Origin of the sequence: Photobacterium sp. GB-50 (genome assembly GCF_003026755.1) — a bacterium.
Lineage (GTDB): Bacteria > Pseudomonadota > Gammaproteobacteria > Enterobacterales > Vibrionaceae > Photobacterium.
This window is the reverse complement of sequence record NZ_PYNX01000003.1, coordinates 429,616-443,664: the sequence shown is the minus strand read 5'-3', so window position 1 is coordinate 443,664 and position 14,049 is coordinate 429,616. Positions and strand designations below refer to the sequence as shown.

At 36.6% G+C, this 14,049-nt stretch carries 13 protein-coding genes; 5 read left to right on the top strand and 8 right to left on the bottom strand.

Features of this window, described 5'->3' with window-relative positions:
* Positions 1-40: 40 nt before the first annotated feature.
* The gene (locus C9J41_RS06850) at positions 41-403 is read left to right on the top strand and encodes a nucleotide pyrophosphohydrolase (RefSeq protein WP_107246127.1); all 363 of its coding nucleotides are present in this window, start codon (positions 41-43) and stop codon (positions 401-403) included.
* Between the two features lie 62 nt (positions 404-465).
* Here the strand turns inward: C9J41_RS06850 and C9J41_RS06845 are convergent, their stop codons facing one another.
* The 4 genes from C9J41_RS06845 to nrdD all read right to left on the bottom strand — a co-directional run bounded on the left by C9J41_RS06845 (position 466) and on the right by nrdD (position 6,154).
* Entirely contained in the window at positions 466-729 is a 264-nt protein-coding gene (locus C9J41_RS06845) for a DUF2960 family protein (RefSeq protein WP_045084205.1), read from the bottom strand.
* Between the two features lie 105 nt (positions 730-834).
* Positions 835-2,922, bottom strand: coding sequence for an EAL domain-containing protein (locus tag C9J41_RS06840; RefSeq protein WP_107294377.1), 2,088 nt, complete (start codon positions 2,920-2,922; stop codon positions 835-837).
* Positions 2,923-3,451: 529 nt separating this feature from the next.
* Positions 3,452-3,922 (bottom strand): anaerobic ribonucleoside-triphosphate reductase-activating protein, encoded by a 471-nt coding sequence (gene nrdG, locus C9J41_RS06835; RefSeq protein WP_107294376.1) that lies wholly within the window; start codon positions 3,920-3,922, stop codon positions 3,452-3,454.
* A gap of 105 nt (positions 3,923-4,027) precedes the next feature.
* Positions 4,028-6,154 (bottom strand): anaerobic ribonucleoside-triphosphate reductase, encoded by a 2,127-nt coding sequence (gene nrdD / locus C9J41_RS06830; protein ID WP_107207569.1) that lies wholly within the window; start codon positions 6,152-6,154, stop codon positions 4,028-4,030.
* A gap of 328 nt (positions 6,155-6,482) precedes the next feature.
* On the opposite strand from nrdD, the gene C9J41_RS06825 reads away from it, so the two are divergent.
* Positions 6,483-7,589, top strand: a complete 1,107-nt coding sequence (locus C9J41_RS06825) for a diguanylate cyclase (protein WP_107207568.1) — start codon at positions 6,483-6,485, stop codon at positions 7,587-7,589.
* 50 nt (positions 7,590-7,639) lie between these two features.
* On the opposite strand, the gene C9J41_RS06820 is transcribed toward C9J41_RS06825, so the two are convergent.
* On the bottom strand, positions 7,640-8,062 hold the full coding sequence (locus C9J41_RS06820) for a hypothetical protein (protein WP_107207567.1): 423 nt from the start codon (positions 8,060-8,062) through the stop codon (positions 7,640-7,642).
* Positions 8,063-8,356: 294 nt separating this feature from the next.
* Between C9J41_RS06820 and C9J41_RS06815 the strand changes: the two genes are divergently transcribed.
* Positions 8,357-9,223 (top strand): endonuclease/exonuclease/phosphatase family protein, encoded by an 867-nt coding sequence (locus tag C9J41_RS06815; RefSeq protein WP_107246130.1) that lies wholly within the window; start codon positions 8,357-8,359, stop codon positions 9,221-9,223.
* 91 nt (positions 9,224-9,314) lie between these two features.
* On the opposite strand, the gene C9J41_RS06810 is transcribed toward C9J41_RS06815, so the two are convergent.
* Positions 9,315-10,658, bottom strand: coding sequence for a sigma-54 dependent transcriptional regulator (locus C9J41_RS06810; RefSeq protein WP_107207565.1), 1,344 nt, complete (start codon positions 10,656-10,658; stop codon positions 9,315-9,317).
* Positions 10,659-10,956: 298 nt separating this feature from the next.
* Positions 10,957-12,495 (bottom strand): phospholipase D family protein, encoded by a 1,539-nt coding sequence (locus C9J41_RS06805; protein ID WP_233220393.1) that lies wholly within the window; start codon positions 12,493-12,495, stop codon positions 10,957-10,959.
* 164 nt (positions 12,496-12,659) lie between these two features.
* On the opposite strand from C9J41_RS06805, the gene C9J41_RS06800 reads away from it, so the two are divergent.
* Both C9J41_RS06800 and C9J41_RS06795 read left to right on the top strand, forming a co-directional pair.
* Complete coding sequence (locus tag C9J41_RS06800; protein ID WP_005365846.1) at positions 12,660-13,052, top strand: DUF2750 domain-containing protein; 393 nt, start codon at positions 12,660-12,662, stop codon at positions 13,050-13,052.
* 67 nt (positions 13,053-13,119) lie between these two features.
* Positions 13,120-13,473 carry a HopJ type III effector protein gene (locus C9J41_RS06795; protein WP_107207563.1) on the top strand — a complete coding sequence of 118 codons (354 nt, stop codon included), beginning with the start codon at positions 13,120-13,122 and terminating at the stop codon, positions 13,471-13,473.
* 83 nt (positions 13,474-13,556) lie between these two features.
* Here C9J41_RS06795 and C9J41_RS06790 read toward each other — a convergent pair whose 3' ends face one another.
* A complete protein-coding gene (locus C9J41_RS06790; protein ID WP_107294374.1) occupies positions 13,557-13,889 on the bottom strand; it encodes a hypothetical protein in 333 nt (110 codons plus the stop codon).
* Between the last annotated feature and the right edge of the window lie 160 nt (positions 13,890-14,049).

Here is a 14,049-nt window from a genome sequence, read left to right as displayed (position 1 = left end):
GTTTATCCTTCAATTATTGTCCAAATAAGAACGTTTTATCATGTCATCAAACCCACCTTCAGAGCTACAGCAACTACAAGAACAACTCCGTCACTTTGCAATACAGCGCAATTGGGATCAGTTCCATACCCCTAAAAACTTAGTAATGGCCTTAAGTGGTGAAGTGGGTGAATTAACAGAAATTTTCCAATGGTTAACCCCCGAGCAAAGCCAACACCTTTCAGTTGAAAAAAAACGGCAATTAGAAGAAGAACTTGCGGATGTGATGATGTACTTGGTTCGATTAGCGGATAAGTGCGATGTGGATATTTTAGAGGCTTGCCAGAGAAAGATAATAAAAAATGCTGATAAATACCCTATTGAGAAATGTTATGGATCAGCGAAAAAATATAATGAGTTATAACAGCGTTCAGTAAAAACAAAAAAGCTGGCGATTATAGCCAGCCTTTTTCATTTACTTGCCAACTATTTTTGGCCAACACCGCGATTTTCTTTTTTCGCTAAAGCAATTTTACCAAAGCCTAGCTTACGAAAATAACTATCACGATAGTCACGGGCAGCTTTACTTGAATTTGAAACTGCTTCAACTTGCAATTCCATTTTTAGAAATGACGTTAAGTCGATACCTTCTGCAGCAGCTACCGCTTCATGAATATTACGGTATTGATCAAATGAAAAAATAAGCTCTTTTTCTTCATTTTTGTAGGTATAGATAATAGTGCGTGACATAACGTCCCCAGTAGAGCATAAAATGGATACGAAATTTACCGTATATCCTTTTAAGATGGAAGCTTAAACAACGCGGTATTATTTAATAAATCCGTCACCATTAAACTATACCTCGATAGCTGTTACCTGCTTGGTTGTCAGATCATTATTTATATCGTTATTAGAAACAAAGTCTTGTAATAATTCATTAGCAAAAACATCTTGTTGCGACATTGGTCGATAGTAATAAAAACCTTGAATATAGCGTACCCCCACAGATTGAATAAATTCAACTTCTTTAAGATGCTCTACCCCTTCAACAACAATCTCAGCATTGGTGATCTTACCGAGTTGTACAGCTAAGCTAAACAGATCTTTACCTCGCTGTGTTTCTAGATTCAGTACCAGTGTTCGATCAATTTTTACTTTATCAAAATCAAAACGCGATAAATAAGCCAGTGATGAATAGCCAGTACCAAAATCGTCTAATGCTACGGCAATGCCTAATTGATGTAATTGATCGATGACTTTCGCAACATCGGCTTCATTTTGCACCAATAACTCTTCAGTGATCTCAATTTCAATTTGAGAGAATGACAGTGAGCTCTCTTCAATATGTGTTTTAATCGTTTGGACAAAATTTTTCTTTAAGACAGTATCTGGTGAGATATTTATCGATAATCTAATGTTCTCATTCACTTTCGCAAATCGTTCGCCAGCACGTAATGCTTTGTCAAAAACCCAATAATCTAAATCTGGCATTAACCCTAATTGATTAAAGGCGGCTAAAAACGTCGGCGGTAAAATCTTTCCATCCTTATCATGATAACGAATAAGTGTTTCAAAACTAATGATCTTATTCGTATTCACATCAACCTGAGGTTGAAAATAGAGTAAAAACTCCCCTTCAGCTTGTAGCCGTTCGATCTCTTTTTGTGCTTTTAAATTTCGATGTAAAGACGGTATAAAACTGGTTAAACGTGTTTTAACTTCAATCTCATCACTGGTAAATAAGCGATTGGAGAAGACATCGGACACACCAATACCAAGGTTACGCTTATCCATTAGTTTAAAGAATGGGTAATAGATCGCGACACCAATTAGGATGATAACAGCCTGTAATATTGCGCCAGAAATAGCCCCTCCTGTTGCAACATAGCCGCTTAATAAAGGCGGCATTAACCAGCTTTGGATTTCACTTAATGGTGGCACAATTCCCCAATACATCGCCCCATAAGCCACCACAAAACCAATTGCAGGTGCAATCAGAAAAGGAATAATCATGATTGGATTAAATATAACAGGCACACCATAGAGCACCGGCTCATTGACGTTAAAAAGACACAAGATAAGGGACGCTTTTGCTAATACTTTATAGCCTTCACTTTTTGCAAATAACAGCATACAAATAACTAAGCTCAATAAGTTGCCGCTACCACCAATGCCCGTAAAGAAATCATAAAAATTGGTGCTGATAATATTAAGATCTGCACCAAAATTATGCCATGCTGAAATATTCACCATAGTGATATCGTAAAGTTCAGCTTTGTACATATGAAGTACATTATGGCCATTGATCCCTACGGACCAAAACGCCCCGCGCAATAACTCATAAATAAGGCCATCAACAAAAGAGGTAGGATCAAGCGAGGGTAATAATGAAGATGAAATGCTTACCGAATTAACAGCAAAGTAAATAAGCTGACTGGATGTTATCAATGCACCAATGGAGACTATCGCACCTAGTAGCATGTTTGCTGAGCTGTCGATGACGGAGTCGCGATCACTGCCTCTAAAAACACGAAATTTCTTTAATCGAGAAATCAGTCCACAAGTAATATATGCCGTTAATAACGACAACGGAAAACTATTAGGTAATGGCATAATTTGCGATAAAAAGCCCCATTGGTAGGACACAACAAAATACACAGTTAATGCACTGGCTATTGAGACCCCTTTAGGGATACGTTTTACAGAAGAGAGGTATGTAACAAGATAAAAGTTGATCAATATAGGAAACATCAAACCCGTTGATTCACCTACATACCTTATCGTGCCAGTTAATGAGTCATAGCCGTAGTACTCACAGAATACCGCTATAAGTTCACAGAACGTCGAGATTAATGCCAGCGGTAAGGCCATGATAAAGACATTCGAAACAGCAACAAGATATTTATTCGACGAGAGCTCTGACATTACTCTGTAAACAGTCATAACTATTTTCTTATTTAATTATGATAAATACTATCAGCTCGATGCTGCCTGTATTTCACTACTCAATACCAACATTCGTGTTAATAACATCAACTAATCATCACGAACAACGCTAACTAATTATTTTATTTCAGTAAATTATACTATCAATCATATCAGTTTATTATACATGAAAATTTATAAAATACTGTGCTACCTATCACTTCACACAAAACATGTAAGAGATTGTTAATAAAGTATACTTCGAACACTATTTAAAGCTGCATATCAAAGAATTAAGAGATAAATACCGTTATGTAACCACAGGAGTAATAATTAAAATGTGACATGTTTTAAACGTATTCTCGTTAATAGGGCATGGGTAAAATCATACACTGCCTTTTCCCATACTTATACACAGAAACAGTGGATAACTTTACTAACGCTGTGAAAAAACACACTTTTAGTGTATTTTTTATACAGGTGGGATTTTTAAATAATCAGTAAGTTACGATAGTAAGTCAAAATTATCATGTAATTCTCATTATGATTATTTTTTAGTTAAATAGTGGATAACTTGATTCTCACTACCACGCCATACCAAAGCAGGATCTCGTTGAGATTCTTCGTATTTTCCATCAACAAGAACATCGATAAGATCAACAATTTCCTGTTGCTGCTCAGTTAACTCAGCGAACGTGTACCCCGTCCATAACCAAATATCTTTACCAATACATTCACTACGGACACGTTTTACCAACTTTAAAATATCAGGCACGTTGTTTGGGTGTAACGGATCACCTCCAGATAAAGACAAACCACGGCGTTTAATTCTAGTATCGTTCAAATCATTAATGATCTGATCTTCCATCTCTTGGCTAAAAAAATGCCCTGCATCTAGTCGCCATGTACTCTGGTTATAACAACCTCGACACTGATGAATACAGCCAGAAACAAATAAACTTGCACGAGTGCCTGGTCCATTAACTATATCGACAGGGTAATAGTTGTGATAATTCATATTGGTCACCTACACTCTCTAGTGATTTATTAAATAATAATCTTAAAAAGAAAAAGTGCCCTCTCAGGCACTTTTATCTTGTTACACTATGCACTCAAATAGAAATTACATGTGTTTAACACGACGCTTCACTTCTTCTTGTTTACCGAAGTTAAACGGGCGTGCGTCAGGGCTACCTAAGTAACCGCATACACGGCGTGTTACTGATACCTTAGATGGCTCGTGGTTACCACACTTAGGACATGTAAAGCCTTTACTTGTACAGTCAAACTCACCCGTAAAGCCACACTCATAACACTCATCAATGGGTGTATTAGTACCGTAATAAGGAACACGCGAATAGCTGTAATCCCATACATCTTCTAGTGCTTCAAGGTTATGCTGAATATTTGGGTATTCACCGTAACAGATGAAGCCACCATTCGCGATATCAGGGTAAGCCATCTCAAAGTCAATTTTATCGTATGGGTTTACTTTCTTTTCAACATCTAGGTGGAAGCTATTTGTGTAGTAGCCTTTGTCCGTCACACCTGCAACAACACCAAATTCTTTAGTATCAATTGCACAAAAACGACTACATAGGTTTTCACTTGGCGTACTGTATAAGCTAAAGCCATACCCCGTTTCTTTCTTCCATGCATCTGTTGCATCGCGTAAACGCTGAACAATGGCAACCGCTTTTTGGCGAAGCTCTTCACTGTCGTATACATGCGTATCATTGCCATATAGTGCATTCACTGTTTCATGAATACCAATATAGCCAAGCGAAATTGAAGCACGACCATTTTTGAAGATTTCTGATACGTCATCATCTTCTTTAAGGCGTACACCACATGCTCCTTCCATATATAAAATAGGGGCTACACGTGCTTTCACTCCATCAAGACGGGAGATACGTGCATCAAGTGCACGACGAGATAAGGCCAAACGCTCATCTAATAAAGTAAAGAAACGCGCTTCATCCCCTTTTGCTTCTAATGCAATACGTGGAAGGTTAATACTTACAACACCAAGGTTATTGCGGCCTTCGTGGATCAACTCACCATTTTCTTCATACGGACCAAGGAAACTACGACAACCCATCGGCGTTTTGAATGAACCCGTTACTTCAACTAACTTGTCATAGTTCAAAATGTCTGGGTACATGCGCTTAGAAGCACACTCTAACGCCAATTGCTTAATATCGTAGTTCGCGTCATCTTGTTTATGGTTTAACCCATCTTTAATGGCAAACACAAGCTTAGGGAATACTGCCGTCTTATGATTTTTACCCAAACCTGAAATACGGTTCTTCAAAATAGATTGTTGAATTAAGCGTGATTCCCACGACGTACCTAAACCAAAACCGAAAGTAACAAACGGTGTTTGCCCATTTGCGGTATGTAATGTGTTTACTTCATATTCTAGTGATTGGAATGCGTCATAACATTCTTTTTCAGTACGCGCATTAGCAAAAGCAACTGGGTCTTCAATGCCCCACTCTTTTGCTACTTCTAAATGCTTTTTATAACTAACAGTAACATAAGGTGCTAATACTTCATCAATACGGTTGATGGTTGTTCCACCGTAGATGTGGCTTGCTACTTGTGCAATGATCTGAGCTGTAACTGCTGTTGCGGTAGAAATAGATTTAGGAGTATCAATCTCTGCGTTACCCATTTTAAAACCATGGGTCAACATGCCGTTTAAATCAATCAGCATACAGTTAAACATAGGGAAGAAAGGAGAATAATCCAGATCATGGAAGTGAATATCACCACACTCATGTGCTTTAACAATGTCACGCGGCAACAAATGTTGAGTCGCGTAGTGTTTAGCAACAATACCAGCCAATAAATCACGCTGCGTTGGGATCACTTTACTGTCTTTATTCGCGTTCTCATTAAGTAAAGATGCATTGCTTTGCTCAATCAAACCACGAATTTCATTATTTAGGCGGCTTTTCTTTTCACGTGCAATATCGCGATCATGGCGATATTCAATATAGGCACGGGCAACTGTTTTGTGAGGACCAATCATCAATTGATTCTCTACAGCGTCCTGGATAGCGTGAATATCTACTTCTTCAGCATGCTGGAATTGAGCTAATGTCGCTTCAGCAACAGACATTGCATCCACTTCACTCATATTCATGTCATTGATTGACTGAGCTGCACCCATTACCGCTTCTTTAATGCGTTGCATTTCGAAAGGTACACGGCAGCCATCACGCTTAATCACAACAAGTTTCACACTAGGCTCCTAAATATACAATATTCATTACAGTGTCACGTAAACACAAAATATAGGCATTCGGTATACACGCAACAACAAGATGTGGGTATTAGGCGAGATTTTCAAAAAACAAACATTGATCCAAATCAATTTGTTTTAAAGAGAGATTACGATACGAACGATGCATCTGATGCGTCACAAAATTCTTTATAAAAGCAAATTTACATATACGCTTGTCAATAAAATTATTTGGTATTTAAGTAAAAATAATGAGAAAAAATTCTTGATTTTTTGCTGAATGAAGTAGACTGATTAAACACTTTTACCAGGCTGATTTGAATATTTAATGGATGGCTTAACACTTACACAGCGTATCAATAAAGTAACCTATAAAAACCTTCGTATTGGTTTTTTATGGTCATCTAAGATATCTCTGATGATCTTATCTTTAATGTTAGTCACATTATGGCTCAATCATTTCACTAATGACTCTGATATATCATTTTTGTTAACAGCCCAGTTTACTTGGCAAATGATACTTTCTGGTTTCGGGATCATTTATTTTAATCGCAGCACTGAACCTGCAAATTATCGCTTAGTGAGTGCCTTTTATAGCTTCACCTATGGTTTGAGTTGGGGAGCAACTATCTTAATCTTAGGCCTGTATGCACAATTCACTTTACTCTCTGAAGTATTAGCCAACCTGACAACTATGGTGGCATTACTTGGATTTTATACCTACCGAAATGCCTTATATTTAGCGATTACACCAATACTTGCTTTGAGTACTTGGATAACAATCAAAGATGAGCACTTAACATTACTGTTTTCGTTTGAAAAGTTTATGATCACTCTCATCATCATTGAATCTGGACGCCGTGTGCTATATCGCTGGTTCAGTAATCGTATTCAACAAGAACATGAGAATAAACGTTTACTAAAAGAGTTAAATCAACTCGCTTCTCGTGACCAATTAACCCAAATTAAAAATCGCCGTTTTTTCCAAATAGAACTTGAGAAGCAAATTAAAAATAGCCAACGCTTACATATCCCTTTGTCTCTAATTTTAATTGATATTGATCACTTTAAAGCATTTAACGACAGTCAAGGCCATATTGCGGGGGATGAGTGTTTAAAATTAGTTGCAAAAGTGATTGATGCAAGCTTGCTTCGAGGCACAGATAGTGTTTCTCGTTTCGGTGGAGAAGAATTTGCGGTTTTGTTACCAAATACCAACCTTGATGGCGCTATTTTAGTCGCCCAACGTATTCAGGAAAACTTAACTAAAGTAGCGATTGATCATCCCGCCTCACAAACCAGTCATATCGTGACAATCAGCCAAGGTATAACGACTTATGAGGAAAGCCAACGTTCAACGCAATTTATAGAAAAAGCAGATCACAATTTATATGATGCAAAAAAATCAGGACGAAATTGTTATATCGCTGCTTAGTAAATACCGCACTTTGAGCTATGTATAATAACCATCTGTGGCTATTTTGGTCATATTGCGTCAACGGCTTGCCGACATTTAGATACTCGTATCGACATTACACTTTTATAGTGTTCTGCTTGCGCTTTGATATACACAGCGCAGCCAGCACGATCATGAGATATCCATGCCTTTTCTGGCTCAAGCGCTACCTTTTTCCCTTCAGGAAAGACATAGTTCAAAATAACATTGCCATTAGGTTGAATCGCAAAACTATAAAATCGATCTAAATGCTCTAAATAGCCTACTGTTAAAAATAATACAGGTAGAAAAGAGCACTTAAACACAATGCTTTTAACGGTTAATGACTTAAATTTCATGTATGCTTCTACACGCAGCACAACATAGACCAATACAATAGATAAAGCAGCAAACCACGCAAGGATCTTAAATTTCCCCCACGAAACTTCGGGTTCAAGCAGTAGTATTTCCACCTTAGATTCCTTTCTAAAACAAAGCTGACAGTAAGATGCCACAAAAGTTATAACTCATGATTTTTGTTTGAGATAACACACTGCATACGATATTAAGAATAGCTTTCAAGTGGTGTGATAACTCACTCCAGAAAACTATGTTTACCAAGAATAGTGAAACTGAATTTTCATCATAAATATTATAATAAGGCTAAAAAATTAACCTAAAATAAGGAGAACATAATCCCGTATTTATTCTTTTTTGCGATTCAATTCATACTCGCTAATATTTGTCATGCACACTCATTAACGTTAATGACGTGGAATTTTCAATGGCTAGCAGATCATCCCAAAAACGACATACAACGAACAGCAAAAGACTACCAAGTATTAAAGCAAATTTTTCTTACTCACCAACCCGATATTCTCGCCTTTCAAGAAGTCGATAGTGCCTCAAGCCTTCATCGCATTGTTCCTAAAGACCAGTATCAAATATACATATCATCAAGAGTCAAAAACAAAGACGACGTTTTTAATGGGATCAACCAATTCACTGGTTTTGCCGTTAAAAAACACCTTACCGTTAAAGAACACCCAGATATAACCACGTTGAGCTCTCCCGCTATAGCATTAGGAAACAAGCCGTATTACCCACAAAAGTTACGTTATGGTTCAGCAATTAAAGTCAATCTTAATCAGCATGATATTATCGTTGTGAATGTACACTTAAAATCAGGTTGCTTTACTCCTAAACAGCTAAAGAACAACCGTAAAAAATCCTGTCGCACACTGAATTTACAACGAACATTAATCCAACAATGGATAGAACAGCAAGAAGTGAAAAGGCAGCCTTTTATCTTAGTTGGCGATTTTAATCATCGTATATCTCTTAATACAACAAATAACAAAACTTACTTTTTCTCCAATAATAATCAGCAAGGTTCTTTAAAATGGCTTACTCATAATGTTAAAGGTAACTGTTTAACAAAAAGAAGAAAGAAGAATAAAACCTATTATCGTCGTTATAAAGAATTAATTGACCATGGTTTTAGTAGTGAACATTTTACTATCTCATCTATCCAGCAGGTACCTTATTCCTTCGAGCAAGTATCAACTTACCAATTGAGTGATCACTGTCCAGTTATCTTTAGCCTCAGTTTTACACCGTTTATTTCTTCATGACTTATTAAGTTGTAAACTACAGTCAAAGAAAAGCCCACTTACCGACACCCTACGAGAAAGTGTTAAATAAGTGGGTATTGTTCATCAAATTTTATTCTGTCGCGTAATTGGAGCCATTGTAGTAACGTACATCAGGTACAATATTATGTTTATTCAACAAGCGGTACATTGTTGCTCTTGAAACACCAAGATCTTTTGCAGCTGATGCTACTTGACCACGGTGAGTTTCTAATACAGCAACCAGTACGTCTTTTTCTGCCTCATCTTTAATATTACGTAAACTTTGCTTCATATTAATTTTCTTAGGTAAGTCGAAGTGTTCAACACCCACTTCATTACCATCTGTTAATAACGAAACGCGTTTAACTTGATTTATTAGCTCTCGTACATTACCCGGCCAGTTATAACGGAGAAGTAACTGCTTTGCTTCTTCATTATACTGAGTTGCAATGGTGTTATATTCGCTTGAATACTTATGTAAGAAATATTCAGCTAAAGCAATAATATCAGCACCTCTTTCACGTAACGTTGGTACTGAAATATGGAAAACATTAAGTCGGTAAAATAACTCTTTACTGAATGTTTCATTCGCAATTGCTTGTTCTAAATTAGCACTAGAGCAGGCAATAACACGAACATCACACTCTCTGGTATCTTCTAAAGAGTCATTAGTCGGTTTTTGTAAATAAGCGAGAAGCTTCTGTTGCAAGTTTTTAGACAGTTCTTCAATACCATTAAGTAAAACCGTACCCGCTTTTATCGTGTTTTCAGATACATGTTCACCGTCTGAATTTAAAAAGGCTATTTGCTCATCATCGTCCATAACTGATGCGCAATTGATCATAGTAAAACTGTCATTTCTTCGTTTACTTAAATTATGGATAGAATTCGCAATAAGATCTTTTCCGGTTCCTTGCTCACCGCTAATAAAAATATTAACGTCTGTCATTGCAACACGCCGAACCATATCTCTCAAATGCTTAATTGATTTAGATTCACCAAATAAACCGACATCTTGCTGAGCATCTGTCCAAGAATTAGATTCAATTTCTAACATGCCTAATTGATGGCCGACAGTTTCCAATAGATGCGTCGATGGAATGGGAATTGAAAAATAATCAACACAATAATTATTTATAAATTGACAAATAGCATCCATACCAAGCTGTTCTTTCTTAATTACAGCAATCCATTTTACTTGCTTGGTTTTATTTGCCCTTAAAGAAATGCTATTTAAACTAAAATCATTATTACTAAGATCGACAATACAAATGCAAGGACTATATTCTTCCAAGATGGCATCAGCAGTACGAAGGTCATAACAACAATGTGTTTTCCATCCAGTTTGTTCTAATAACGCAATCCAAGGTTCATAAGTACAGCCAATAGCAACGAGTTTAGCTTTGAACGTTTTCTTATCACACTGTGCTAGCATTGAAGCCACCTTTATAATATCGTTGATTCCCCTCTTTTTTATAATATAGGCAACAAATGAATAATATGCCTCGTATTAATACCGCTAAATAAATAAAATATATACTATTTATTTTGCATACCAAAATGCAAAAAATACATTATTATATCTAATTCATCATCTTATTTATTAATTATAACTGTTTTTATGATGTTATATTTTTATCTGATTCTTTTTTTGACAAATAAATACAAGAGATAAATCCATTTTAAATATCTAATTAATTATGTTGTATTGTATAACTATATTTACATTCTTATTATAATAAGAAATTAAACAGCCATGACGGCAACCACATAAATTTCATTTTTGTTGTATCAGGCTCACCAGATCCATAAACATTAACTGGGTTATTTTGACTATCTATTGCCTGTTCATTCCCTACGATTTGGTATCCATTCTTTGCTCGTGAACGAATACTCTCCTCAATTTCAGCGACAAGCTGATCGTTGCCACGACAAAAAAGTCCCATTTCAGTATTATAGTGATTAGAACGGTTATCAATATTGTACGTCCCCACCATCACTTCATTTTGAGCATCACTATTGCGTTTATAAATTTGTGTTTTTGAATGCATTCCCCACCTTGCATTTTCCACCGCTTTACTCACTGATGCCGTTTCATTTAGCCATTCGCCAGCATGGAGATAGATATGCATTCCCTTAGCTTGCCAATCATAAACATGACTATAGAGTTGTGCCGCTACATAAGTGGCATCGGTTGAGGATAAAGAATTGGTGTATAACGTCATATCGATATTTTTATCGAGTAATATTTGCATTAAATGCTCTGATTTTCGATTATTCAGTAAATAAGGAGAGGCCAATATTAAACTGTTATCGACTGTCATCACTTTATCGAAAATAGTTTTACGTAAAAAACGATAATTATCACTATACGGATCTTTAAATCGCGTCCAGAATGATCCTCCTGGTGCGTCTGAAGTAAATGTCGTTTCAGGACATAAATACGTCTTTTTCTCCATTAAAATCGGTCTTGCGATGGCTTCTATTCTTGCTCTTGTCGCCTCTTCAATTTCTGTGTGAGCAAGAAAGGCTTGAACGGCTTCCTGTTTACGCTCGTATTTTTGCAATTCAATACGATTGTTAGGTACTTCAGGAGAGTGATAACGTTCACTGATATCATGTTCAAAAAACGCATTAAAAGAATCTTGCATCGCTTTAACAATAGACCCTGATACATGCAGATCGCGATCAAGAAAGTTATATTGTTCTGAAAGATCAAAATAATCATTTTCGATATTTCGTCCACCCGTTACCGCTTCTTTACCATCAACCACCAACAATTTACGATGATTACGAAAGTTTATCGTAGAAATATAATACAGCGGTGCGGCATTATAATAACGAACATCAATACCATGATCTTTCAAACCATCGGCGTAGTATTCATCAAACTCAAATACGGTGGCAGACTTATCAATTAATACCCGTACTTTTACTCCTCGCTTTGCTGCTGACACTAATTCTTGCACGATTATTTTCCCACTCATATCGGGCGAGAAAATAAAGTATTCCACCTCTATCGTTTTATGAGCACGTCGGATCATATCAATACGGGTTTGTAATGCTGCAATACCGCTATTAAGTACTGTTATGTCATTGCGCCCTACACCGCTATCCGGCTGATAAATATCAACTTGATGAAACGGGTAAGGATTCGATGACGAAAGATCATGATAGCTCTCAAAATCTTCATCCCAATAAACCCAATTACACCCAGAGAGTAGTAATGATAATGACACAGTGGTTGCAATAGAACGGTAAGTAAACAACACAGGCTCCTTGTGCTATATAGATAAATCCCTTTATTATTTCATCTTGCATGACAATCTAATAAAACCCCATAAAATTGTAATAATCAGTAGGATAAAACAAGATCTCTGTTCTATTTTGATTTATTCTTACAATCAATCGACATAACTACCAAGGTAATACACCCATGTCTACGCCATTAGATGCAACAGCAATTGAAACAATCCAAGGTTTTGATGCCGAAAAGCGTTACAAGCATTTAGTTAAAGAAGTTGTCGCTAACCGTGAAATTTGGATCCTTATCGATGAACACGGTTGTGTAATGCTTAATACCGACGATGAAGACTGTGTACCAGTATGGCCAAATAAAGAGTTTGCAGAAGCATGGGCAACTGGTGAGTGGGATAATTGTAAAGCAGAAGCTATTTCATTAAACAAATGGCATAGCCGTTGGACACATGGCCTTGAAGATGACGAACTGGCAATCGTTGTATTTCCAATTCAAGATCAAGAGGGTTTAGTGATCTACCCTGACGAGTTAGATTACGAGCTAAAGAACCAAGCAAAAAAACAGCGTTAATCGCTGGACGAATTTACAATACTAAGGTCAGAGTTATTCTGGCCTTTTTTATAGGAGAAAAACGTAAATGGACGCACTACTTCAAACCATTAAACAAAATCCAACCATCGTTGAATTTGCACACGTTATGGCAGTGATCACTGAACATTACGATTACCAAGCCACCACATTTTACAATGGTTTAAAAGACGATACGTTAAAGAATGATGCAGGAACAAATGAAGGTTCATGTAAGATTTTTGCTTTTGCGCAATTAAATCAACTATCAGAACAAGAAACGCTAGCTTGTTTTGGTCAATATTACCGTCAAGATGTGTTAGAACATCCTGAAAACAACGACCACCAAAATATTCGTCATTTTATTAAATACGGTTGGTCTGGCATTCAGTTTGATACATTCCCGTTAACAGCTAAAGCTTAATCACAAACAAGCCATCACGATAATTACTCTCTATCAACTTAGAACAATACGATGATGGCTTGCTTAATATAATAATTGAAAAATTAACTTAACGGCTTATTACAATGACTACATTTCTGCGGCGGCTTCATAAAAAATGGTGAGCGAGTTGCCTGCCCACAGCTATCACAAAACTTGGTAGAACGAATAGTCAACAATGTTAATGGCACCAATAACACTAGAATCGCAACTAACCATACCATTGGTGGTTGCATATAAATAATGAACCCGCCAATCACGACGTTACTAAACACGGTATAAATTGGCCATAATTTACGCTTTTTTGCTACATCCTTACCGCGTTGAAATATCATTACACTACCCACAACCAGTGCAACCCAAATAACGATAAAGCCAATTAATAGATTTTCCTGCATTACTTACTATCCCTACGATTAAACACTATAAAATTTCACATTGAACAAACTTCAAACAACAAAAGTAACTTATCCCCCTCATTGAAAGCATAATTAACCTCTCAATAAGTATGGTTTTATGACCCTTCTCACAATGTTGGATTATCGTTAAAAAAAATAA